The sequence below is a fragment of the Crateriforma spongiae genome, assembly GCF_012290005.1.
GTDB lineage: Bacteria > Planctomycetota > Planctomycetia > Pirellulales > Pirellulaceae > Crateriforma > Crateriforma spongiae.
In genome coordinates, this window is sequence record NZ_JAAXMS010000002.1 from 887172 (window position 1) to 911336 (window position 24165).

At 54.9% G+C, this 24165-nt stretch carries 17 protein-coding genes; 3 read left to right on the plus strand and 14 right to left on the minus strand.

Features of this window, described 5'->3' with window-relative positions; translation table 11 throughout:
• Positions 1–9 precede the first annotated feature (9 nt).
• Both HFP54_RS07405 and HFP54_RS07410 read right to left on the minus strand, forming a co-directional pair.
• Positions 10–1272 carry a putative glycoside hydrolase gene (locus tag HFP54_RS07405; protein WP_168564590.1) on the minus strand — a complete coding sequence of 421 codons (1263 nt, stop codon included), beginning with the start codon at positions 1270–1272 and terminating at the stop codon, positions 10–12.
• On the minus strand, positions 1269–3398 hold the full coding sequence (locus HFP54_RS07410; RefSeq protein WP_390656878.1) for a right-handed parallel beta-helix repeat-containing protein: 2130 nt from the start codon (positions 3396–3398) through the stop codon (positions 1269–1271). The genes HFP54_RS07405 and HFP54_RS07410 overlap by 4 nt, the downstream gene beginning before the upstream one ends.
• Positions 3399–3854: 456 nt before the next feature.
• Here HFP54_RS07410 and HFP54_RS07415 point away from each other — a divergent pair, with 456 nt between their 5' ends.
• On the plus strand, positions 3855–4622 hold the full coding sequence (locus HFP54_RS07415) for a hypothetical protein (RefSeq protein WP_168564592.1): 768 nt from the start codon (positions 3855–3857) through the stop codon (positions 4620–4622).
• Positions 4623–4692: 70 nt separating this feature from the next.
• Here the strand turns inward: HFP54_RS07415 and HFP54_RS07420 are convergent, their stop codons facing one another.
• The 4 genes from HFP54_RS07420 to HFP54_RS07435 form a co-directional block, all read right to left on the minus strand.
• Positions 4693–6585 carry a sulfatase-like hydrolase/transferase gene (locus HFP54_RS07420; RefSeq protein WP_168564593.1) on the minus strand — a complete coding sequence of 631 codons (1893 nt, stop codon included), beginning with the start codon at positions 6583–6585 and terminating at the stop codon, positions 4693–4695.
• 153 nt (positions 6586–6738) lie between these two features.
• On the minus strand, positions 6739–8193 hold the full coding sequence (locus tag HFP54_RS07425) for a sulfatase-like hydrolase/transferase (RefSeq protein ID WP_235951332.1): 1455 nt from the start codon (positions 8191–8193) through the stop codon (positions 6739–6741).
• 96 nt (positions 8194–8289) lie between these two features.
• Positions 8290–10338 (minus strand): beta-L-arabinofuranosidase domain-containing protein, encoded by a 2049-nt coding sequence (locus HFP54_RS07430; protein ID WP_168564594.1) that lies wholly within the window; start codon positions 10336–10338, stop codon positions 8290–8292.
• Positions 10339–10364: 26 nt separating this feature from the next.
• Positions 10365–11558 (minus strand): glycoside hydrolase family protein, encoded by a 1194-nt coding sequence (locus HFP54_RS07435; RefSeq protein ID WP_168564595.1) that lies wholly within the window; start codon positions 11556–11558, stop codon positions 10365–10367.
• Positions 11559–11786: 228 nt separating this feature from the next.
• Here HFP54_RS07435 and HFP54_RS07440 point away from each other — a divergent pair, with 228 nt between their 5' ends.
• The gene (locus tag HFP54_RS07440; protein WP_168564596.1) at positions 11787–13196 is read left to right on the plus strand and encodes a sulfatase; all 1410 of its coding nucleotides are present in this window, start codon (positions 11787–11789) and stop codon (positions 13194–13196) included.
• A 52-nt stretch (positions 13197–13248) separates the two neighbouring features.
• Here the strand turns inward: HFP54_RS07440 and HFP54_RS07445 are convergent, their stop codons facing one another.
• The 4 genes from HFP54_RS07445 to HFP54_RS07460 form a co-directional block, all read right to left on the minus strand.
• Positions 13249–14094, minus strand: coding sequence for a nucleoside hydrolase (locus HFP54_RS07445; RefSeq protein ID WP_168564597.1), 846 nt, complete (start codon positions 14092–14094; stop codon positions 13249–13251).
• Between the two features lie 342 nt (positions 14095–14436).
• Positions 14437–15825 carry a DUF1552 domain-containing protein gene (locus HFP54_RS07450; protein WP_168564598.1) on the minus strand — a complete coding sequence of 463 codons (1389 nt, stop codon included), beginning with the start codon at positions 15823–15825 and terminating at the stop codon, positions 14437–14439.
• A gap of 68 nt (positions 15826–15893) precedes the next feature.
• Complete coding sequence (locus HFP54_RS07455; RefSeq protein WP_206036037.1) at positions 15894–17831, minus strand: DUF1592 domain-containing protein; 1938 nt, start codon at positions 17829–17831, stop codon at positions 15894–15896.
• Positions 17832–17981: 150 nt separating this feature from the next.
• On the minus strand, positions 17982–19424 hold the full coding sequence (locus HFP54_RS07460) for a sulfatase family protein (protein ID WP_168564599.1): 1443 nt from the start codon (positions 19422–19424) through the stop codon (positions 17982–17984).
• 204 nt (positions 19425–19628) lie between these two features.
• Between HFP54_RS07460 and HFP54_RS07465 the strand changes: the two genes are divergently transcribed.
• Positions 19629–19781 (plus strand): hypothetical protein, encoded by a 153-nt coding sequence (locus HFP54_RS07465; protein ID WP_168564600.1) that lies wholly within the window; start codon positions 19629–19631, stop codon positions 19779–19781.
• Here HFP54_RS07465 and HFP54_RS07470 read toward each other — a convergent pair.
• The 4 genes from HFP54_RS07470 to HFP54_RS07485 form a co-directional block, all read right to left on the minus strand.
• Positions 19778–21172, minus strand: a complete 1395-nt coding sequence (locus HFP54_RS07470; protein ID WP_206036038.1) for a sulfatase-like hydrolase/transferase — start codon at positions 21170–21172, stop codon at positions 19778–19780. The genes HFP54_RS07465 and HFP54_RS07470 overlap by 4 nt on opposite strands.
• 151 nt (positions 21173–21323) lie before the next feature.
• On the minus strand, positions 21324–22208 hold the full coding sequence (locus tag HFP54_RS07475; RefSeq protein ID WP_168564601.1) for a sugar phosphate isomerase/epimerase family protein: 885 nt from the start codon (positions 22206–22208) through the stop codon (positions 21324–21326).
• A gap of 110 nt (positions 22209–22318) precedes the next feature.
• Complete coding sequence (locus tag HFP54_RS07480) at positions 22319–23341, minus strand: zinc-binding dehydrogenase (RefSeq protein WP_168564602.1); 1023 nt, start codon at positions 23339–23341, stop codon at positions 22319–22321.
• On the minus strand, positions 23338–24051 hold the full coding sequence (locus HFP54_RS07485) for an orotidine 5'-phosphate decarboxylase / HUMPS family protein (RefSeq protein ID WP_168564603.1): 714 nt from the start codon (positions 24049–24051) through the stop codon (positions 23338–23340). Before HFP54_RS07485 ends, HFP54_RS07480 begins: the two co-directional genes overlap by 4 nt.
• Between the last annotated feature and the right edge of the window lie 114 nt (positions 24052–24165).

The window sequence follows — 24165 nt, forward strand, 5'->3', positions numbered from 1 at the left end:
ATTGTCGTCTCATTGTTCGCCTGAAGGGTTCGTCCAGCGGATGTCGGCTGTCCGATTTCTGATGTCCACCATCACCGATGCATGCCGAAACTTTCTCCGATACACACTGCCTTCACGCGATGCGGGGCCATCGGGCGGCCCCAAGGGACGATCGTATTCTGGAAACCATCGCATCCATCGATCACTTTCATTGGCCGAATAGCCTTCGTGAACTCGGAAGTAGCTATATCGTTCGGCACAAACCAGGAAGACAGCCAAGGGATACATCAACCCCTGACGCGCTTGATCCATCGTTTCAACACTTGCGTGAGCCTCATCGATTCCTAAGTCATTCGAACGGACTGACTTCCGATTTGTCGAAGCAAGGCCGCATGTGAATGCGATGATCTTTCCTTGCCTCGCCGCCGTTTGAAACGCATCGATTCCTCGGGCAACGTATTGCTCGTAGTCCGCATCACCGACGTTATGAAAGAAGTTCTCCAAGTACGAACCGTCGAAATAGTCCAGATACTCCAATCCCGCATCCTCAAAGCGTGCTCGCAGAAGATTGGCGAGCATCAATTCCCCAGGACCGATTGCTTTCCGCGTTTCGCGTATCAGTTCGTGATAGCCTTCGATGGTTTGTTGCTTTTTGGCTAGCCCGATTTCCTTGGCAAGGTATGCCGGTTCAATGGCTTTAACGTTGCCGTCAAGAAAGACGCCATCGATGTCTGGACTTTGCGTCATGGTACGACATGCATTCGCCCACCATGATCGCAGTTCCGCATTGGACAGGTCGTATGCTTCGACGCGTCCGCGAACAAGCTTGGTGTGACCGCTTCGCCCCCGCAAAAACGCACCGGAGATCCCGCCCAATTGTTCATCGGCTTCATATCCACCGTAGTGCACCATGACGTTGCGGTAATACAGGATCGTCGCCTTGGGATTGATCGCCTTCACCGCTCGAGCGGCGGCTAGCGTCCCAGCTTCTACGGAGCCATGATCCAGATGACCGTTGGCTTTTTCGAAGGTGATCAGCGGAAACTTGGACAGATACTGAATTTCGTCATCCGTGAATGACCTCGCTTTTCGGACGTGCATGTATCGCGGGATTCGATCCCAGCTGAACTGGGGATAATTCACCGCTCGTTGCGATAGCACAGCCGCGCCACCTGCTACCGTTCCGCCGGCCTCTTCCGCATGTCCCGATCGTAAACTCGTCAGCCCGATGCATAGCCCCACCAAACTGATGCGAAGCAATGGTGGGCAAACCCAAAGGTCACTTAATTTCATGGCAGGTCTCCGTCGATCAGGCCAGCTTTTGATCGATCAAAGGGTACGATTCCCAAAGCGTGCGCCGGCGACTCGGGACGAAAACTGAAATCGCCATTGTCAGGATCGACGAACAGCGGATCGACGGCCAGACTATGAGCGTCGACGTTGTCACGCTGTTGCTGTTCCAGCATCTGACGCCCCAGCGTTGGATCCGCCGCACAGTAATAGATGTTCCGATCAGTCTGCGCGTCCTTGGATCGCGCCAAAGTTCGACCCCGCCGATCTTCGGTTGTGCGTCCATTTCCGGGTGGCAATTCATCGATGAACGTGCATTCGTCCGACGAAGCGTAGAAAACATTCCGCTGAATCACCGCGCCGACCATCGGGCCTTCACGCACGGCCAGATAGTAGCCGCGTGGCGGTGCGATCACGTCGGCAACAATATTGTTCACACAGCGATTATTTAATTTAAGGATGATCCCCTGCGACGTGCACCTATAGATTAGGTTCCCGGTGATCAGTGTATCGGTTTGCCCGCCATCGGTTCGAATCGCCGCCTGCATGATCATCGGCGCCACCAGGTGATGAATGTAGTTTCCGCGGATAACGTTTCCGGAACCGGCGCCGCGAATGTAGATGGCATTCCCGTCGCCGAGCATCTCCATCGCATGATGAATTTCATTAAATTCGATACGATTGTCTCGAGTGTGCAGAAATGGCAACACGTCATTTCGCTGCGGCAACCTCGTCAAACCTTCCAATTCATGCCACCGAATTGTCCGCCCAAGCTCTCGGCCCTGCTTCGCAAAAAAGTGGGCCATGCACCCTGAAACAATGATCCCCGTGTACGGGGTGTGATGCACCAGATTATTGGCGATGCGATTGTGGCCACTTTGCCAGATCATGATTCCGGGTGAGTGGGAATAGACCTGTCCTACATGATGGATGTGATTGTTAATCACCAAGTTATTGCGATTGACGTCCTTGGTTCCTGGACCATAGCCACACAACAGAATGCCGGCACCACCGATGTTTTCAATCAAGTTACCCGACAGCGTGTTCTTCTGACCGTGCAGGTCCACGCGGATCGCACCACCACCGCTGTGCCTGAAGTGGCATTGTTCAATGCGGCACTGCTGGGTTCCACGCAACCGAAACATTGCGGTGGCTTTGTCGTGCATGTCCCAGTCATGCTGCAGCCCTGCATCGTCGGCTGAAACCGTGTACCGACGAGCGTGCATGAACGTCAGTCCGCGAAAACAAAGATTCCGAACCGGTTGATCGGTGGGGCCGTCTTTATCAATTTTCCCTTCGACACGAATCAGTTCCGCCAACTGCGGTGCGAAGACAGGTGAATCCGAACGTGGCCACAGGTACAGCTTTCGCTGCTCGGTATCCAATACCCATTCGCCGGGTCGATCCAGATACTGAAGCGAGTTTTCAAACCAGCAAGATTCTGTTTCCTTCAAAAAATGCAGGCGATTCATTGCGTAGGTGGCGTCGACACCGGTATGAGCAACCCGCCCGTGATGATCAATCGATTCCACTGGCAATATGTTCAAGATCCAGGCGTGGTGAGGTCGTACCACGATCTCGATATCGCCGGTGCGGGTTGACTCCTTCAGCAGGCCGGCCGGATACCTAAGCTCGTTTCGACTGCCTCCGGCAAGTGGAATGAACCCTTCGGATCGTGCTCGTGGCAACAATCCGTCGGAATCAAAGAGCGTAGCAAAGGACTCGTCCACGTCCGCGACTTGCACCTTTCCCACGGCGGCTTTGGGAAGGCCCGCCATCGACGACGGCACCGGCCGCCATCCGCTGATCCCCGCACCCGAACGGAAGACCGGCGTTTCATTGGGAAAGGCCGCATAGGTAATCGCGTGTTCCCCCTGACCCGAATCCGCCAGGCCAAAGACAATGGTCTGCGCCAGCTGATAATCGCCACCTCGAACCAAGACAAGGACATCGCGTTTGTTCCGCTGGTCCAGTTCGCGCACGGCATCTCTTGCACGCGCCAACGTCGCGAAAGGGCCGTCCGATCGTTCCTCATTCGGTTCCGCGATGGTTCCCGACCAAGCATCGGATCCGATTGGCGAGACAAAAAAATCAGCGGACGTTCCAGCCGTCCAGCCGCGAACGGCCATTGCAAACAAAAGGCACCACACCACGGCACCAGACACCAACGCGGGCATTCGCCTTGGCCACCAAGAGATCATCACCATGGCGTTGACGGTTGGACCAGTCCGTCCGACGCATTTGCATTTCGAAAGAGGATGCGTCACGAACATGAAGTCTCGATATACACTGATCGCCGCGTGAAGGGCCGCCATTGAAGCAAGCGGTGCGTTGACATTGACCCGCTTGCCTTCAAACGCCCTGAATATCAGAACCCGATCTCCGATGATGTTCGAGTGCGAAATGCGACACCCCGGTAACGTTTTGCGTCCCAGATCTCGGACGTCTCCAGCGTCCGCGTGTGCGCTCAGCTACATTTGGCCCGCCTCAACCCTATGATTCTTGCAACAACGCCGACGTGCTTCCGAATCCGGGCAACCACGCTGCTGTTCCGATCCGCCCCTCGTTACTCACCAACCTCGTTCATGAATTCCCTGAAGTTGATTCGCTGTGATTCGTCGAGCATCCACGGCCGTCCATCGCCGCTGAACAATATCGCAACCATTTTCACGTCGATTGCCATGGTCACGCTTGTCCCCCACACCCATGCCGCCGAATCCAAGGTGATCTGGGTCGATAGCTTTGAGCGCCGCGAACTTGGACCGGACCTGCGTTCGATGATTCCGGACTTTCGCATCGAAGACGGCGTGCTGAAAGGCCGACAACGCAAACCCGATCATGGCGGCTCGGCGCATCGCCCGATCCAACTGCCCAACGGCAACGTGCGTATTGAATTGAGGTTCAACTTTCAAGGTGCACGTTCATTCAATCTAAGTTGTGATGATCGATCCTGTCAAAAAGTTCATGCGGGGCACATCGCCAGAATCACCGTCCAACCCAATCGACTGACCCTGTTTGACGATAAAGAAGGCGTCATGCGTTTGGATATTCGCAAGCTTCGAAAATCGGGTGACCCGGAAAAGAAAGCCGAAGGCGATCGTTTATCGGCCGACGCAACGGCTAGGTTTCCCCTGTCACTACAGCAGGACCGGTGGTATCAACTTCGATTGGAAATTGTTGCCGACGTAATGAAGGTCTGGATCGACGGCAAACTTGCGGGAAATTTGAAAAGCGCTGGGCTGAAGCACCCCACAAAACCGGACCTTCGGATCGGCGTATGGGGAAGCCATCCATCACACGAAGTTCACTTCGACGACCTGCGTGTTCATTCGATTGGCAACACGGTCCCTTAACGACGTATCGCGACGTCGCGGGCGACCGACACCCCAATCGCAGCAGCGGATCGTTCGCCTGCGTGAGCCCCTAATGTTGTCCGGTGCGGAAGCGATACCAGTAAGCACCGTCATTTAGCGGTCCTGCCGGCTTGCCTCCAAGCCAAATCCATCCGGGATCCGCGAGCACAAAGTAGGTGGTGTCCGGTTTCAGCACCGGTAAATCTGAAAAGGTGATCGACCGTTTGCCTTCGGCTGGATGACCAGGCTGCGGGTCGGATTCCCAAACGGGTCGATGGACGTCGGAGACTTCATACAACCGAATGGTGTTTCCGCTGGTTCTGCCGAAACTGATCTTTCGGTCAAAATGAAACGTCAAAGATGTCGTGGTTGGGACGTTCATCGCCGACATGGCGGGTACAGAGCGAACATAGCCCGGCATGACCATTCGAATCCGGTGAAACCCCCAACCTTCTTGATAGGAATTCAATGGCGATCGCCATGACGCGGGCATCGTCGTTTGCTCTCGGGCGAACCGAAACCACGCATCGCTCATTTCTTGCAACTTCGCGAGGTTGGACGTTGCAAGATCGCGAGATTCGGCAGGATCCCGGGAAATATTGTACAGACGCCAGGGCCCATCACTGATGCTGGAGATTTTCCAGTCTCCCTTCAACAATCCTTTGCCGGTTTGGTTGAATCCCCAAAAGATCTCATCGTGGATCGACAGTTTCGGCAAAGACGGATCATTCCAAAGTGACAACATGGAATGTCCATACAGCGGCTGAAGCTTTCGATCACCATCGTGCTCCGGATACTTCACACCGGCAAGATCCAAAAAGGTCGGATACAGATCCGTCACATGCAAACGTTGTCGCCGTATGCCGCCCGCCTGTGCCGTAAGTCGTGAAGGCCAACGGACGATCAAAGGCACCGACACGCCGCCTTCCTGCGCACACGACTTGTACCAACGAAATGGCGTGTTCTTAAGGTATCCCCAACCATTGGAAACAAATGGGTTACTTTCTTTTTGCCAAGGAATCTGTTTGCTGTACATTCGGATGTCACCGTTGCTGTATGCTCCGCCGTTATCCGCCAGAAACACCACCAGCGTGTTTTCGCTGAGCCCTATTTCATCAAGATGATTCAGGACACGCCCGACGTTCCAATCAAGTCGGTCAAGCATTCCCGCGTAGGCAGCCATTCTTCGACTTTCCTGTCGCTGGATTGCCTGAGGCAATTCATCCCAACGCCGGACCTCCGCTTCGGGTTCAGACATCACATACCGATCATCGATCATCCCGAGATCCATCAGCCGCTGGTATCGCCTTGACCGCAGAACGTCCCAGCCGGCCCGATAACGCTGATAATACTTCTCCACATTCTTGCGTGGCGCATGCAGCGGGGTGTGCGGTGCGTTGAATGCCAAGTAGGTGAAAAAGGGACGCCCGGCTTCCGTCGCGGCGTTGATTTGGCTGATGGCATGATCTGTGAACGCGTCGGTGCTGTACCAATCATCAGCGACGGCCTTGGGGTCGTCACGATTCGTCTGGATCGCCGGATGGCCGTTCTCCTTTCCCGTCCAACTGTTGATGGCACCGTGAAGGAATCCGTAGAAGAATTCAAAACCCGCATCCAGGGGATGCCCCGGTTGATGCCATTTCCCCACGATCGAAGTCGCATAGCCCGCATCACGCATCAACCGTGCGATCGGCAATGACCGCCGATAGCTGTCCGACTGAGAATGCTCGTGTCCCGTCATCAGACTGGTGCGCGTTACCACACACATCGGATTGACATGAAATTCGCTGAACCGAATCCCCTGCTCTGCCATCCGATCCAGATGCGGTGTGTCGATCTCTCCTCCATAGCATCCCAGATCGGAGTACCCGACATCATCGGCGACGATCAACAGAATGTTGGGACGATCCGCGGCTGCACAGATCCCGCTGCACACCCAAAACATCAATAGCACTCGTAGCATGAGCTGATCCCATGATGCGGGGCACCTGCACCAAGTCCGAACTTCATTCATGGTCTTTGTCGCGTTGTTTCTCGGTCACGGCCCCGTGGGCGTTGCGGGTGAAAGATGTCCAGCAATCGCGACACAAGTTAATTGGAATCATAAATATGGTATTTATTCGTTCGTTGCCGAGGATCTTGTCGGCTGGTCGTTGGTCACGACCGGCGGCTGTAGGGATGCCTTCCAGTTCAGCACTTCATCGATCAGCACTCGAGAAAGTTCGGAATTCTGATCGACGACATTCCGAGTTTCGCCAGGGTCCGCATGAAGGTCGTACAACTGGGGTCGCCCACCGTTATCGTCGCACAAGAGTTTCCACTTGTCTTTGCGAATCGCCAGATCCGGAAGGTTCTTTTCATTCCCGAAGTTCTTGAAATCGGGCGGTCGAGAAAAACAAAGTGGATCGGATCGTTTAATCGACCGATGGCCCAACAATGCATCCAGCATGTCTTCACCATCAAACGGGGCCTCCGTTGAGGCATCAATTCCAGCCAGCCGCAACAGCGACGGAGCCAGATCGAAAGCCGCCACAACCGTTCTCGCGTCTCGCGTGCCCTGCTTCTCAGGTGATACAAAGCCCGGTCCCCAAACAATCAAGGGCGACCGAATGCCATTTTCGTATAGTGTCGCTTTACAACCACGAAGTGGTTTGGTCGCCGGGTCAAACGTCTTTGGATCCGGGCCGTTGTCGCTGCAAAGCACGATGAAAGTGTTCTCACGCAGGTAATCATCTTCACGGATCAGGTCGAACAACACACGCAACTGCGTGTCCATCTCCTGTAGCACTGACAAGTACAAGCCTGGAACTCCCTGACGCCAATGTTCCAATGTCGGAAACCACGGACCATGAACATCGTCAGGCCACAGATTGACATAGAATGGGTGATCGGCGGCCCGGGACGCCTTGATAAAATCAATCGCCGCCGACATGAAATCGGTAGTGATTTGCGATCGCATCGACCATTCATACGGTCCACCCAAACGCTCGGCGTCTTGCCAGATCTTTCGCGGCTTCTCCCAACCAGGCGCGAGCGTCAACGGGAGAAACTTTGGCCCCATCCCCTCGAAATTGGTAATCGAGACATCAAAACCGTACTGAGAGATCGGCGGTGCGGCATCAACATCCCGTTGACCTCCCATGTGCCATTTCCCGAAATGGCCGGTGGCGTACCCCTGCCGCTGCAATGCACGAGCCAACGTCGGTGCACCAGGATCCAGCCAATTGGCCAAGCCGCGACGTCGATTGACTTGTGACGCGTCCAAATAGGATGTGATACGCCATCGTTGAGGATATTGGCCCGTCGTGATCGCCACACGTGAAGGCGAACAGATGGGCGAATTCACATAGAACTGCTCGAACGCGATCCCCTCACTCGCCAACCTGTCAATCGCGGGCGTGTTCGCTTGTCGGTTTCCGAAACAACCCAAGTCCGACCAGCCGAGATCATCAATGAACACTACGATGATGTTGGGTCGCGGATCGTCTCCATGCAAGGGAACACGCGACACCATCGTCGACAGCACGACGATCAACGTAATGATGATCCCCATGGGTGATAGAGGCATCATATATTTTCTGTCCATCGCTTACGTCTTTTCGTTTTGATCGATCGGCCATCACGACTGAAACCGGATTGGATTGGAAAACCGCTCTCGCACAGGACCCTAGTTCACCGTCGGAAACACGCTAATTCGCAGCGTGGTGCATCCATAGGGAACCAGAGTCAATCGTTGTGGCTTTTCACCCTTCGGGAAGGCCGCCGGACTCCATGGTAGCGGTCCGGCTTCGTCGTGATAGCGTCCCCAGAGTGGGTTCCGCACGCCAAAAGCCTTCATGCTGATTGGTGCGGAACTTAACGCCCAAGGGTTTTCCGCCAAGGATGCACCGTCATCGGTAACAACATACTTTCGATCAATGACGTCGCGACCGGAAACAATGTCATTTTCAAACAACGAAAAATTCCAGGCCGCACCGCTGCGCACCTCATGGCCCGCATCCGCCGACGTCCATTGCTCGTCCATCTTCAATGCGAACACCAACGGGCCACGTAGGACGCTGACGCAGTTTTCATGGCCACGTTTAAATCGGACCTGCATCGGCAGACGCAGCGTGACCAGATCTTCAGATTCCCACACACGATCCAATATTGTCATGGATCCGGCCGCGGGCTGTGGTACGGCCTGGCCATTGATCTCGATCGATGCCTGTTCACACCACTGCGGTATTCGTAAATGCAGCGGAAAGCGAGTGGGTTCGCTCAGTTCCAAGGAAAAACGGACAACATCGCGGAAGGGGTAATCGGTTTCCTCCCTGATCGAAACCTCCGTTCCGTTGCCAACCGTGGTCGTCACGTGGCACGGAGCATATGCCATCGTGGCAAGACCACCATCGCTGGAAGCCATCCACAAATGGGCGGCAAATTTGGGCCACGCCTGATGCATGTTGCACGTGCAGCAGGGGTAGCCGTTGGTCAAGCCGAACAAGTTTGATTCGTAGGGATGGTTTGTAAACTTGTGCGGACTGTGCGTACACGAGATTTGATTCGCTTGCTGAAAGTACTGGCGAGCGGAAAAGTCGTCGGTCGCCTGCGTAGGCAACGCATTGTAGGCGATCCGTTCCAGCAGATCCGCGAAACGCACGTCGCCCGAGATTTCAAAGTTTTTCTCTAATGAAAACAATGCTTCGGAGATCGTGCAAAACTCACTGCCACGAGTCGGGTCGGTGCCATGCATTCCTTCATCGCCGCCCCAGAGCCCATGGGGTTGGCCGTGATACGTTCGGATGTCATTAAGTGCCTTCACCGTGACTGCGAGAGCCTGTTGCACGCCATCATGCTGACCGAACACCAGCGGGTACTTCAGCGCATGCGCTAAATTCACACAGTGATACGCATCGCCTTCACCATGATGCTCGCTGTATCGGTATCGTTTCAGGTTGATTCCCGAGCGGAAGTCGTCTACCCAGGGATAGGTTTGTTGTTTCAGCTGTTCCGCCAGGTCCAGCAAGAACGGTTCGCCGGTAACGTTATACAACCAGTAGACGCTCATCACATTTTCACCACCGCGTCGCCCGGCCCACCAAGAACCGCTTTCCGCATTCTCAGGATCGTACAACGGTCGTGCGTTCAGCTCAGCGTGTTGGAATCGAGCGTAGCGCAGCATGCAGAATAGTGCACGATGATCACCGGTGGCCATGTAGTGCTGCTGTAAGATTTTCAGCATCACCATCCGCGGCCACCAGTCATCGGGATCGGTGATCTGTGCCCCCTTTGGCGGTGGGACTTTTCGTTCGCTTTGCTTCCGCTCGAACGGTCCAATCTGGCCGCTTGGCCGTTGATTGGCCAAGGTCCATTCGATCCAACACATGGCCTTGGCTTCCAATGCAGGGTCATTCAACAATTTGGCAAGCGGATACAGACCGTCGATCCAGTAGGGGCCGCGTTCCCAGGTATCACCGTCTCCACCCAGCCACGCGTTCCGGTCCCCGCAAACAGCCTCATAGGCCTCATCCAAATTTCCGGTCAAGCCGTCGGCCATGGTTTGAAGCTGGTGCTTCAGCCATCCACCGGGCTTGACCGATCCCAAAGGTAATTCCGCGTAGGGCTTTTCGATCAGTGGCGGACGATTGAATCGACCGGACTCATGATTCTCGCCAGATGATGATGACGCAATCAGCACCGCTAAGCATAAGAAAACGCTGGTTTTCAGTTTCATTCGAACTTGACTTCTATAAAACAGATCTATGGTTGTCCGCACCACCGGAGAAACTTATCGACGGAGACGCTTGCGAGTCCGGTTTGCGATCTTCCACCGGGTTGGTAAGGCCGACGGCGGTCGTATCCGGGCATCCCGCTGCCCCAACCTTCGTAATACATGTACAGGATACCGTCGTGTTCAAACACTTCGCCAAACCAGATGCCACCTTCGTCCCATGCGCCCGATGGACCACGCTGGAAAAAAGGCTGTTGATTGGTGACTTTCGTCCACGTGACAAGATCATCTGACCAGGCAACGTGAAAACGATCAGGATAGTCGATATGGCGGCGACTGCATTGGTAAACCATGTACCAGCGACCGGCGATTCGAAAGACTCGACCACCATGCACCGACAGACTGTCAAAGCTGCCTTCCGGGCCGGTATCAAGCACCAACTGTCGAGGCGTTTCCGCGAACCTCGCCGGATCCGACGTAATCGCCAGGTAGGTCTTCAGTTTGTCGGTTCGCTTTCCTTTCGCTGGGTCATACTTCAGGTCTCCGTAAAACACGTAGAACAGGCCCTCGTGAAAAATTGCATCACATGGGCCGATGAATCGCTGAAGCGGATTTCCCGACAGCTTTTCGAAACTCCTCCCCAAATCAGCGGAATAGGCAACAGCCAAGCAGGCCCCGTGATCGTAGGACACGCCCTTGTAGAACATCACCAACAGGTTTCGACCACCTGGGACAGCCCCCCAAACCGGGGTGCAATCCAACAAATGCTTTCCGTCATATGCGGTCCGTTCACCGTGCACCAGTATTGGATTGCCAGGAAATTCCTTCCATGGGCCACGAGGCGAAAACGTCGCAGGGTCCTGATACAGCAGGCCGATGGAATCATGGTAGTGATCGGCCGGATCTCCTCCCTCCTCGGGAAAGTAACCGCTACCTCGGATGAACATGCGCCACCGACCGTCTGGTGATTCGGTCGGAGTTAAGATTGCCGCGTTGGCCACATGCACGGATCTCCAGGCCGGCGCGTCATTGACGGACAGAATCGGATTCTGATCCGTCCTGGTCATCAAAGCCTGTGAAAGTACGGGCGAATCGATTAGCAACAGCACCCATAAGATCGCCAAACCGCCCCGGAACGCCGATCCATTCACACGATCCTTCCATCGATTCGAGATCATGAACATGTACTCCTCGGTGGAAGCGTCGCGGTTGACTTCATTCATTTCACAAAGTGTGCCCACCGCCGGTGGGTTACGCTACCGTGGTTGACTTTCTTGCATCAAGACGTGGCATTCCTGCCCCGCGCCGGCCGTCAAATTCGCAGCGACGATGGATCCAAATTTCTCGTGCCTACACACGCCCAAGAACACATGCTTCTCAGATAGATTTGTACGTTCGCGTCTTTTCTACCGGTCCCACATATTTGGCACGCTCCGCAAAACAGTAGACTTATGAACATTAGTCAATCCGAGTTCATTCCACGACTGCTGGCGATCGGAATGCTTGTCGTCGCCGCGACATCACACGGTGCGGAAACACGGCCCAATTTTTTGTTGATCGCGATCGATGATCTGAATGACTATGTCGGCTGCCTGGACGGGCATCCGAATGCGATCACTCCAAACCTTGACCGCTTGGCCGAACGCGGGGTCCTTTTCACTCGTGCCTATTGCAATTCACCAGTTTGCCAACCGTCACGCACCAGTCTTTGGACTGGCCTACGACCGACCACGACTGGCATCACCGCGAATCGATCTCCGTGGTTTCGCGAAAGTTCAAATCATCCCGATGCCGTGTCGCTGCCACAGGCGATGGCGTCGGCCGGATACAGCACACTTGGTTTTGGCAAACTATTCCACGTCGGTCGACAGGCCGAATCAGCGGTCGAATGGCAGCGTTCAAATGTCTTCAGTTACGGTCCACGACAGAAGCCAAAGTTAAATTATGCCTCTGGCGATTCCATCACCGACTGGGGCGTTCCCCCGAAAGATCGCGATCAAGCGTCAAGCTTTGATCCGATCATCGCCGATCGCACGATCGCCGCACTGAACGACCGTCACAGCCGACCTCTTCTGCTGGGCTGCGGTTTTTACCGGCCACACACGCCGCTGTATGCCGCCAGCCAATGGTTCGATATGCATCCCGAAGCCGACATCGCCCTGCCCCAAACCATTCCAGACGACAACGACGACCTGGTTTACTTTGGCCGACGACCACGACGTCCCCAGGACATCGAAGCGCCAGGTCTGTTCAACCAAGATTGGGCGGAGAAGACGGGGAAATGGAAAGACGTTCTGCGAGCCTATTTGGCGTGCACCTCGGCCATGGATCATCAACTCGGTCGTGTCTTGGATGCGCTGGATCGTGGTCCCCATGCCAAGAACACCTATGTGATTGTGTTCTCCGACCACGGATGGCACTTGGGTGAGAAACGGCATTGGGGCAAAGCCGCATTGTGGGAACAGACCACACGGATCCCCATGATCGTGGCTGGGCCAGGCATCCCCAGCGGCATCCGATACGATCAACCGGTCGACCTACTAACGATTGCCCCGACCGTATTGGATTACGCAGGCGTTCAACCTCTCGGCGAACTGGATGGGCATTCACTGCGGCCAATCCTGGAAGACCCCACCCGAAATTGGCCCCATCCAGTGCTCACGACATTTGTTGACCACCATGCATTGCGGACGCCACGTTGGCGATACATCCGTTACTCTTCCGGCGAGGAGGAGTTGTACGATCACTCCCGCGACTCCGAAGAATTTGAAAACTTGGCCGTCACCCACCGGCAAGATGCCCAGGTGCAGTCGACCTTGGCTGAGCTGAGGAAGCGAATGTCTGACTTGCTATCGCCTTGAAGCACCAACACGTGCCCAGACGATTGTCTGCTCCGCCAACAAACGTACCGGACTAACGAATCTGAGGCGACCGCGTAAGGCTGTCAAAGAAAAGTTTCCAGGTGCGATCCACGTCAATCTCGCTGACTCGCAACATCTCGCCGTGACGTTGTGATCTTTCAAAAGCCAACGTTCGCTGCAGTCGAGGTGTAGAAACGACCTCCATCTTGCACAACGTCGGATCCATCAGCCAAGCGATGTCGCCGACATCGAAAAAGCCTTTCGTGACCTTGGCGAATTGCGGCTTCTGGTCTCGAAATCGATGCAGAAACTCTCCGGTGGCTCCCATCGGGGCAAGCCTTGCTTTCGTTTCTGCATACGGAATCGTCAGTTTGGTTCCTGTGTCGAACCACACCAACGGTACCTGGCTTTCCAACAAAGCTTGAACGGCGATCACATCGCCCACGACATTGAACTGAACCGTTCGCTCCGGCCAGTGGTGGGCACAGCGGGCATGAAAGACAACCCGCAGGTAGGGTTGAATGTCGGGTGCCTGCAGTATGGCACTTGCTGTATTGGTCGCGGCTCCCAACACGACAACCCAAAGCGGATTGCTCGGCGACGCCTGCCTTGCCAGCCTAACGATGAGATCCGCTCCCTCACTGGAAGTGGGGACATTTGAATACTGCATGGGGTCGCCACCACGGGCTATCGGAAATCGTACTTGGTTTCCCGACACTTCCAACAGTTGCTGTAACAGATCAAACGACTTGTCAGTGCTGTCGGGTCCCGCCCACTGCGCGAAGTGTGTAGCCACCATCCCCTGAAGCTCAAACCTCTCGCTGGCCGCAAGCGCTAGCGAGATGGCGTAAAGATCATCAATCTCATTCGCAACATCGCTATCAATCAACAGCGGCATACATTGACCGGGCGCAGGAACAGCCGGAACGATTCGCTGCGATGCGTCGGCTGATACGACGGTGGTGGATCCGATTTGCTGTGCAGACGCCCGTCCCGAATTCACGGATCCTGTCACAAACAGTGCAATCGAACAGACACCCAAACAAACAAACCGAACCATCGTCATTACCATCTCCATTCACCTGGCCAGCAATCTTATCGGAACCAATCGCTTCGTCCGGAACGAACTCTCATCGTGCGTGATCCTGCAACATAATACCGCACGACTCCTTCGACTCGACCATGCCATCTGCGTGAAAAAACAGCCCGAAGTTCGCCCCAAAAAAACCAGGACATGCGTCTAGCCTTTCGCTGACAGCTCCGTAATTTGCTTGGTTGCGATTCCTACGGGACGATCCATCGGCACGCCGGCACAAGTCAACAAGGTCGTCAACAAATCTCCCTGATTCCCCTGAACATCCGGAAGGAAACGCCCGGTATTCAGAGAACCGCCGCCGCGTCCGGCCAAAATGAAGGGCAAATTTTCGCGGGTATGCTTGTTACCGTCTTCCAGTCCGGAACCCCACATCATGATGCAGTTATCCAACAGTGTTCCATCGCCTTCACGCAAGCTGTGCATCTTCTTCACCATATAGGCAAATTGTTCAATATTGAATTCCGTGATGGCGGCGACTTTCCGGACCTTATCGGGCTGGTTGTTGTGGTGTGTTGTCGAATGATGCTTGTCAGAAAATCCCAGCTCCGGATAGGACGCACCGTTTGGCGTGGACCCGATGTAGGTGCACACCCGAGTCGTGTCGGTTTGGAAGGCCAACACATTCAAATCGCACATGACCTGCATGTACTCGCTACGTTTGTCTCCTTCAGGAATCTTGACCTCGATCGGTGGCGAATCCGACTTGTGACTACGGCTCGGTCGAATCCCAGCCTTTTCCAATGCCGCTTCCTTTTGACGTATTTCAATGGCGGCGATTCGTCGTTCCACCGACCGCACACTATCTAGGTATTCATCCAGCTTTTGCTGGTCGTTCGGAGACAGCGTCCGTCGTAAATCACGCGCACCACCAAGAACCAGATCCAACATATTGCGGTCCAAGGGACTGATCTCCGAGGAAACCTTGCCGCTGTCTTGATCTTTCGTATTGAACAGTCGATTCAACACATTCCGCGGATTGATTTCGGCAGGGACCGCCTGGGTTGGAGAACGAAAACTGCAATGGGAATAGTAGGCTTCGTTCAGCCCCGCTTGGTTTTCTTTCCATGTTTGGGGCATCGTGGCAAGTTCCAACGAAGGCAGCGTGGTAAACGCTCCCAATGCATTCGCCGCAATCTGGTCTGCGGAAATCGAGATTGCGATCTCATCACGCCGATCGGGATCGGGCAGCGCCGCGGTCAGCCAAGTCGACAATTCCAAGGCATGGGGGGCACCCTTGTACGGACCGTTGGAAACGCCTGAAATGCCTTTCATCATCAGACATTGATCCAAAACCGGTCGCAGTGACTGGATTGCCGGTGGTGGCGACGTCAAGAAACTGTGCGCATCGGCGGGCCAAAACTGATCCATGATCACCCCGTGGGGCATGTACATGAATCCCAAACGGACCGGAGGTTTCAACGCTTTGCCTGCCCCCGAATCCGCCCATCCCATCGCATCCAAAAGAGGCAACGCAAGCGCGGCTCCCGCACCCTTAAGATAGGATCTTCGCCCGATCGTGCTGATTGTGCTCATGAGAAACCTTTCGGGCACGCCAACTGATGCGCCCAGTCTGTCGTTGCCAACTGATTGAACTGCGTCAATCAGTTGGTCTGGCGATGTGTGAAGGGATAACTGGTGACCACGGCGGTGACGATCGTTTTCATTCGGTAGTCATCCGCTGCGATTTCTCGCATCAATTCATCGACGACGATCTCGTCGTAGCCCTCCAGCCTTCGACATAAAGCATAGGCTAACAACTTCTCCAGCAAGTTGCGTGAAAAGTCGTCGACGCGACCGGCGATCATCGCTTTCAATTCTTCGGGGCTGGTGAATCGACTTCCATCGGGAAGCTCGCCCGTGGAATCGATGGCACGACCATTTTCATCTTGATCACGCCAGCGACCAATCGCGTCAAAGTTCTCGAGGCCGAAACCGATCGGATCGAGCAATTTGTGGCAGTTGGCACAGACAGGATCCGTTCGATGCAATTCCGTCCGTTCGCGCAGTGTCAAGTTGGCCACGGATTCCTGATCCTGTGTTTCGAGTTCCGGTACATCGGGCGGCGCCGATGGCACCTGTTCGCCCAACACTTGCTGCAATACCCACACGCCGCGAATGACCGGGCTGGTGCGGTTGGGAAACGACGTGGCCGCCAGAACGCCGGGCATCCCCAAAATCCCTCCACGATTTCGGTCGGGCAAAGAAACACGACGCATCTCTGGCCCCGAAATGGCATCCGGAAGTCCGTAAATCGCTGCTAAGTCTTCATTGAGAAACGAGTATTCGCTGTCGATCAATCGCGTGACGCTGTGGTTGTTTCGTACCACGTCTTCAAAAAACAATCGCACCTCGTCATACATGGCCGATCGCATCGCGTCGGTCATCTGTGGGAACTTTGATGCATCAAACGCCCTGGTCTTCAGGTCCGTCAGCCCAAGCCATTGTGCGCCAAAACCATCAAACAACGCACGAGACCGTGGATCGTCCAGCATGCGATAGACTTGAGCCTTCAACGTCTGTGGTTCATGCAGTCGTTTGGAATCAGCCAGTGCCATCAGTTCGGCATCGGGCATCGTTGCCCACAACAAGTACGACAAACGCGCGGCGATCTGATGGTCGTCCAGTGGAACAATGCCCACCGGGGCAGCGGCCCCGACGGCCGGTGTGATGAACAGGAATTGTGGGGAAACCAACATCGCTTTGAGCATCAAACGCAGTGATCCGGTTTCTGAAAGCCCTTTTCCACGTCCGAGTTCGTAAACATTCAACAGGACCGCCACTTCATCATCCGACGCAGGCCGCCGATAGATGTTCTTGGCAAGCGATCTGGCAATCTTTTCGACGGCTGCACCAGTATTCGAACTTTCGGAGGGAAGCTGGCCGATCCATTCCCTTTGCCAGTTCGTCGGAGACGACTCGTCAGTCGCAATGACCTGGTTCACCACCTGGTCAGTGATTGCAAGGTATTGTTCCAGCTGAAGTGGGGAAAGAGAGTTGAGGTAACCTTCACCGCTGACCTCGTCGGGCAGACGATCGGCAACCTTGGGATCAACACCAAACAGATCACGCAGGGTATTGGCGTATTCTGTCTTGGTTAGACGCCGGATGACAAACGGCCCCGGGTCTTTGGGACTAAGGTATTTGACCTTATCCAGCCACTGAACAAATTTCAGTCGTTCTTCATCGCTGGGCTGCTCTAAACCTTCCGGAGGCATATCATGCGCTTTCACGCGCGCCACTGCCTTCTTCCATTTCTCACTGAAGGCGGCATGCCCCGGCGTATCAAGCGCGGGGGTAAAGCTGAGCCCTGCCTCGGTCGGACGTCGATTCTGATGACAATCCAGGCAATAGGTCTTGATGAATGGACGAATGCTTTTCTGAAAAAACTGCTCCGCTTCGGCTTTTTGAGCCGCAAGGTCCGCCGGCACAACTGACTGTGCGGAGCAATCGGCGGCCCGCATTGGCATGACGGCCAACGAGATCGCAGCAATCGTGTTCGTTAGAAACCGTTGCATTCGAATGGTTACCAGCTGGCTCATTGAATCCCTTGGTTTGCATCGGTGGATTCGGATGCTCTTTCGACCGACTTGGGGTTCGTGATCGATGGTGTCGGCCCCAATATCGCACGTCAGTCCAAATACAAATCTGACTGAACCGAATGACGCACTCATCAGCCGAAACCGTTCGTTTCAGTTGGAGGATTTCTGATACTTGCTTTCGATCCTGTCGCGAAAATCAGCATCAACAAACGGATCCTCCGTTCGCTGTTGCCACAGGGTCAAAGCCTGTTTCAATCGGCTTACCTCCTTGGACATTGCCGGATCGTTTGCCCGGTTGTCGAACTCGATCGGATCGTCCTTCAGATCGTACAATTCCCACTCGGGCGGATCAGCCAAACGCTCCATCACCAGCCTGGCCGGATGATCAGATCCCAGCTTTTCAGCCATGACGTTGGCTCGATCGCCATCGACCGACGGTGAAGCGGTGACCTCGCCGGAACGCAAGTTATGAATCAACTTGAACCGGCCATCGGTAATGGCCCTTCTTGGAAAAAACGGCGATCCGCCGTGATAATGAAATTCAGCAACTAGCGTATTGCGCCAATCCACCGATTCCGATTGCACCAAAACCGGCCTTAGCGAGCGTCCATGCAGCGGTGAATTCGTTTCGATGCCAGCTGCGTCTAAGATCGTCGGATAAATGTCGACACTGCCCACCAAACGGTTCGAAACATGTGGCTCAGACACACCCGGCCATCGGGCCAAGAACGGGATACGCAGCCCGGCTTCATAGCAACTGGTTTTTCCTCGCGCGAAGGGTGGTCCATGATCCCCAAGGAAAATGATCAACGTGTCATCCCAATGGCTCGATTGCTGAAGCATCTGGGTCAGCATTCCGATTGCCGCGTCGATCCGATGCACGCAGTTGTAGTAACCTGCGATCTTGGTTCGTTGTGCCCGCGAATTCACTTGTTGCCACGGCCACGGCGGGACATCCTGCGCGGTTAAAACTTTCTCCGGCAATCCATCGACTTGGTCTGGAAAGTATTGTGGTCCTCGATTCCCGTTGGCAAGTCGCTGGCGCGCAACATGCGGATCGAACAGATTGAACATCAAGAACCATGGATGTCCTTCTGACTGGCTGACGAACTCTTTGGCATACTGCAGTTGCTTTCGGACCAACCGGTTGCCGAATCCGTCTCTTTGCCGCATGTCAAACTGAAATGAATCTTCCGGATTCACGTGGAGCTTTCCGATAATCCCTGTTCGATATCCGGCCCGCTTGAGCACATTTGGCAACACGTCGTCACGCAATTCCGAATGCAACTGGAATCCGACATTGGCGTTCGCCAATCCGTAGTGACCGTTTCCGTGCGGGTACAAGCCAGTGAACATCGTGGACCGCGATGGGCTGCAAGACGCTTGGCTCACGTACGCCGTTTGAAACTGGACCGAATGTCTCGCCAAGTCGTCGATCTCGGGCGTTTTGGCGATCGGATCTCCGTAGCAGGAAAGCTGTGTTCCCAAATCATCAGCGGTGATCAAGAGAATGTTCAGCCTGTCCGAGGCATGGCTAACACCCACGAATAGCACCAACGCGATTGCCACCGTTTGATATAGCCGCTGAATCATGTCCAATTTTCCTGAAATAACTTGATGAATGATCCAATGCGTCCAGAACCATCCGCTACCCGCGAATGAAATGACGTCAACCTGTCAAACACGGTCAAGACGAATGGCTCTGGTGAACGCTGCGGCCGCGCGAATGTTGACAATAAGCTGTCAATTTCAGTGAGGCCCGCCCACCGCCGGAACACGCCCCGGTGGGAAGCTGAGTTGGAACTCCTGGCAGTCTATCCCAACCCGACTCTGCCGGTCCAGTTTTCGGGAACGATTGGTCGGCCACCCACGGCATTGTTCCAGTCCAGCGTTGCCTACAAACGCCATCTCAGTGGCTGGGTACACGCTGATGTCATTCCGGAAATCTAGCGCCGCCAACCGCCAAACTGTGGCGTCGCGGTGCGCTGCGTGTCGGCATACCAGTCTTTCAAACGGGACAACATCTGTGCTGCTTGAGCACGATGCTGGTCTGCCAGGTTGTTCGATTCCGAAGGGTCTTGGTCCAGGCGGTACAGCTCCAGACGCTCGTTTTCAAAGCTTCCTTTTGCGGCCCTGGGATGTTGGACGACCAGCTTCCATGGACCGTCTCGCATCGCCTCGGAACGCCCCCCGTTGTTGCTAAGCGAAGCCCAATAAAGAGGCCGACTTTCCAGAGTCTGACGCCGAAGCAGCAGGGGCGACAAGTCAACACCGTCAAGTCGCCGATCCGCGGGTAATTGCACTCCGGCGAGAGACAACAGAGTGGGCATCACATCCAAAGTGATCGCGGGAACATCACTCTTGCTGCCGGCTGCAATTCGACCTGGCCACCAGGCAATGAAGGGAACCTTATGCCCGCCCTCGTACACGCTGCCTTTGTTACCTCGCAGACCGGGACTGCCGCTGGGAAAATCGTTGGCCGCACCGTTGTCAGAGAAAAATAAAACGAGTGTTTTGCGATCCAGTCCAAGTTCGGTCAACTTCTTTCGAATCTGACCGACCCCCTGATCGATCGGCAAAGTCATTCCGCGATACTTTTCAATGCGTTCGTCATGATCCGCGGGCTTCCAACGATTCCAACCTCCGTCTTCGGTGCGTCGTGGCGGATCGCCGGGCGTCTGAACCGGATTGTGAATCGCCAAATGCGGAATATACAGACAGAATGGCTGGTCTCGACTTCGCTGGATAAAGTCAACCGCGTAAGCGTTGATCAAATCGGTGACGTACCCTTTTTCTTTCGTTTCTTCACGTCCATGCCACCAATCGTGTTCATTGTGGTCACCAACGTGGCTGACGAAGTCGATGTTGCCGCTGTGATACCCGATGAACTGATCAAAACCATGGTTTTGCGGGTGAAAATCGTCGGAGTTATGGACATACCCCTGATGCCACTTGCCGATCAGTGCCGTCGCATATCCTTGGGATTGCAACATCTCTGCAAAGGTAACTTCAGACGTTTGCAATCCCTTTCGGTGCTCCGGATGACTTCGCACCGGATGGATCACTGCCTCGATTCCCGCACGTTGCTGGTAGCGACCGGTCAGCAAACCCGCACGCGTCGGCGAACAGACAGTTCCAGAGGAATGGAAGTCGGTCAATCGCATGCCCTCCGCAGCCAGGCGGTCGATCTCAGGCGTCTGAAAGTACGGATTGCCGAAGCAACTGATCCCGGCGTATCCCATATCATCGACCATGATGATCACAAAGTTGGGACGATCGTCCGCAAAGGCAAATGACGAAGTGAACAGAAAGATTAACAGGCAAACTAGACGCTTCATCATTCCGCTGATCTGTTGGTGACGCCGACTTTGAACCACACTCAATCATCCGCCGAACCATCATAGCGGAACTCACACGCCCCCCCGGCCAGGTTCAGACCAAGGCCCTCGATCCAACCGCCGTGCAACGAACCAAGATGAAGACCGCGATGGGCTAAGCTTGCCAGGCTGCTAATTTGCGTCGCAGAAATTCAACGCTGCGTTGCAACTGATCGAATCCTTCGACACCATCTTCCACACTGATCCAACCATCAAACCCGATGTCCTGAAGGATCGCAAAGATCTGGTCGTAGTCATTCAGCCCTTTTCCGATCTCACCATGGCAAAGTCGCTGCGCATAACCTTCGACATCCATCTCTTCATGCCGCAGGTCATCCCAAGTGCCTTCCTTCAGATAGCGGTCTGATGCGTGCATCGTTACGACGCGATCTTTGACGCGTTGCAGTAGTTCGATCGGATCTTCCCCAGCGATCAACGTGTTGGAGGGATCGTAGTTGACCCCGAAGCCAGGAACGTCGATCGCGTCGACCAGATCACAAAACACATCAGCGTATTGGGCGAACTCGGGATAGGTCCAATAGTTGTCTTTGTAATGGTTTTCGATAATCAGCGTGATCCCTCGTTCTTTCGCGTACGGGATGCAAGCCCGGATACAATCCGCGGCATATCGAATTCCGTCCTGACGACTAATCTCCGGCCGACGCTGGCCGCTGAGTACACGACAATATTGGCCCCCAAGTTCGGCCGTCATATTGATCCAGTACTTTTCTTTTTCGACCTGGTCGGCGCGAAAGCCATCATCGGGATGAGTGAAATCGGGCGAACAACACATCATCGGCATTTGTAGACCAGACGATTCGATCAATTTTCGGTATCGGCCCCAGACACTGGAATCCTTCAGATCCAAAAGCCCGCTGTACAACTCCAGACCATCGATCGGCAACGTTGCGGCAAGATCAATCCACTGCTCCAACTTCATCGTGCCATCGATGCACAAGGCATCCATGTAGGCCTTCGGAAAAACGGCTAATTTCGGCATGGCATTCAACTTTCTTTTCGATCCCTGGGGCCCGACGTTCCGTTGCGATCGAAACGTCGACCTTCACCAAGAGCATCCCCATCACATGTCCCAATTCAATTCCAAAGTGTTCAGGGGCGCAAGACGGCTTTGACGATTTGTCCACTGTGCATGGTTTCAAAAGCGGTTTGCCACTGATCGAGCGTCCAGACGCCACCAATGATGGGTCGCACATCAAGCGCACCACTGGAAAGCAGCGCGATCACACGTTCCCAGATAGCCCAATGATGCGAAAAGCTTCCCTGCACGGTGATGTTCTTTTGGATCATGGGGTCAAGCGTAAAACCATCCGATGGTGCACCCCAACCAACTTTGCAGATCCAGCCCGCCGGTCTTACCAAATCCAAAGCGATTTTCATCGTCGGCCCCACTCCCGCCGCATCGACGACACCATCGCATCCCATTGCGTCGCGTTGCAGTGCCCAATCACGGGCATCGCCAACGATGGTGCTGCAACCATACTGCATCGCGATGTCCAACCGCGGCCGATCCTTTTCCAAACCGACGATCGCAACCTCGGCACCACACAGCTTGGCGATGGCCGCGCAAAGGATCCCGATTGTCCCCGGTCCCAAGACCAAAATTCGGTCGCCTGGAAAAATCCGCACGTTCCCGACCACGGTGTTGTAGGCCACGCAACAAGGTTCCACCAAGCACGCCGACTCGAATGGCAACGAATCGGGAATCGCGTGCAAAGTCCGCGCGGGTACCCGAACAAACCTCGTCATCGCGCCATCAACGCCATATCCAAAACCCTTGCGAGACGGATCCAAGTTGTACAAACCACGTCGGGTCATCGGGCTGTCCGGATCGATCACCGCGGCGGTTTCACTTACGACGCGGTCGCCTTCACGGAACCCATCGACACGCCGGCCGACCTTGGCCACGGTCCCACAAAACTCATGCCCCAAGACGACCGGATAATTCACAGGCCAAGATTGATCATTGGTCCACTGGTGCAAGTCGCTGCCACAGACACCGACGTTACCAACCTCCAGCAGAACTTCATCATCACCAAACTCGGGAACATCCAGTTCCCGCAACTCGACACAGTGCTTTTCCGCTTTGTAATTGACCACCGCGGGCATACTCATTCGACCGACCCTCCGATCACGACATCACCGTACCCGTGCACATGATCACAGATTTTTCGAAGTGCCCCTTCGATGTCACCCGATGCAGCCTGGAACCGATCGTTGTCGATCGTCAGCGGTGCACCAAGCACAACCAATGGGGCACCGAACTTGGGTGTTTCGATCGCCTGTTCCAAGGTCAGTCCGCCGACCGCCTGAACCGGTACGGACACCGCGTCCACCACGTCTTTCAGTTGATCCATTGGACTGGGCATGCGTCCGCCCGCCGCGGCAATTCCGTTACGTTCGTCAAACCCGATGTGATGGATGACGTAGCCGCAACCAAGCTGTTCAAGTCGCTTGGCCCCGTCGATCATGCAAGACGAAGCCAAGTTGTCGCCCATCACGCCCACACCAAAGTCTTTCCCGGCCTTCACAACACACTTGATCGTTTCATCATGTGCTTGAGACATGACGACCACATGCGTTGCGCCGGCCTTGGCCATCAGTTCGGCTTCCAGCCATCCGCCGTCCATCGTTTTCAAATCGGCAACGATGGGGGTGTCGGGAAACCGTTGACGAAGTGCCCGCACCCCATGCATCCCTTCGGCGATGATTAACGGAGTACCGACCTCCAGCCAGTCCACCCCGGAACGCATCGCCAGTTCGGCAAGCTTCACGGCTTCCGCGATGTCGGTGACGTCAAGTGAGATCTGAACGATTGGCTTCATGGGCTTCGCGGATCATTGAAGGAAAGTGGGGACACCGGCGACCGAATGCAAGCCAGGTTCGCAGGAGCGACCCGAGAAGGCTTTTCGATGCGTCTGTTTTTAGCATCTGCGCAC

What these genes read in the sequence shown, in the direction of transcription:
- HFP54_RS07405 (WP_168564590.1), bottom strand. Translation starts at nt 1,272, where the DNA reads ATGAAATTAAGTGACCTTTGGGTTTGCCCACCATTGCTTCGCATCAGT.
- HFP54_RS07410 (WP_390656878.1), bottom strand. Translation starts at nt 3,398, where the DNA reads ATGGCCGTTCGCGGCTGGACGGCTGGAACGTCCGCTGATTTTTTTGTC.
- HFP54_RS07415 (WP_168564592.1), top strand. Translation starts at nt 3,855, where the DNA reads ATGAATTCCCTGAAGTTGATTCGCTGTGATTCGTCGAGCATCCACGGC.
- HFP54_RS07420 (WP_168564593.1), bottom strand. Translation starts at nt 6,585, where the DNA reads ATGCTACGAGTGCTATTGATGTTTTGGGTGTGCAGCGGGATCTGTGCA.
- HFP54_RS07425 (WP_235951332.1), bottom strand. Translation starts at nt 8,193, where the DNA reads ATGATGCCTCTATCACCCATGGGGATCATCATTACGTTGATCGTCGTG.
- HFP54_RS07430 (WP_168564594.1), bottom strand. Translation starts at nt 10,338, where the DNA reads ATGAAACTGAAAACCAGCGTTTTCTTATGCTTAGCGGTGCTGATTGCG.
- HFP54_RS07435 (WP_168564595.1), bottom strand. Translation starts at nt 11,558, where the DNA reads ATGAATGAAGTCAACCGCGACGCTTCCACCGAGGAGTACATGTTCATG.
- HFP54_RS07440 (WP_168564596.1), top strand. Translation starts at nt 11,787, where the DNA reads ATGAACATTAGTCAATCCGAGTTCATTCCACGACTGCTGGCGATCGGA.
- HFP54_RS07445 (WP_168564597.1), bottom strand. Translation starts at nt 14,094, where the DNA reads ATGCCGCTGTTGATTGATAGCGATGTTGCGAATGAGATTGATGATCTT.
- HFP54_RS07450 (WP_168564598.1), bottom strand. Translation starts at nt 15,825, where the DNA reads ATGAGCACAATCAGCACGATCGGGCGAAGATCCTATCTTAAGGGTGCG.
- HFP54_RS07455 (WP_206036037.1), bottom strand. Translation starts at nt 17,831, where the DNA reads ATGAGCCAGCTGGTAACCATTCGAATGCAACGGTTTCTAACGAACACG.
- HFP54_RS07460 (WP_168564599.1), bottom strand. Translation starts at nt 19,424, where the DNA reads ATGATTCAGCGGCTATATCAAACGGTGGCAATCGCGTTGGTGCTATTC.
- HFP54_RS07470 (WP_206036038.1), bottom strand. Translation starts at nt 21,172, where the DNA reads ATGATGAAGCGTCTAGTTTGCCTGTTAATCTTTCTGTTCACTTCGTCA.
- HFP54_RS07475 (WP_168564601.1), bottom strand. Translation starts at nt 22,208, where the DNA reads ATGCCGAAATTAGCCGTTTTTCCGAAGGCCTACATGGATGCCTTGTGC.
- HFP54_RS07480 (WP_168564602.1), bottom strand. Translation starts at nt 23,341, where the DNA reads ATGAGTATGCCCGCGGTGGTCAATTACAAAGCGGAAAAGCACTGTGTC.
- HFP54_RS07485 (WP_168564603.1), bottom strand. Translation starts at nt 24,051, where the DNA reads ATGAAGCCAATCGTTCAGATCTCACTTGACGTCACCGACATCGCGGAA.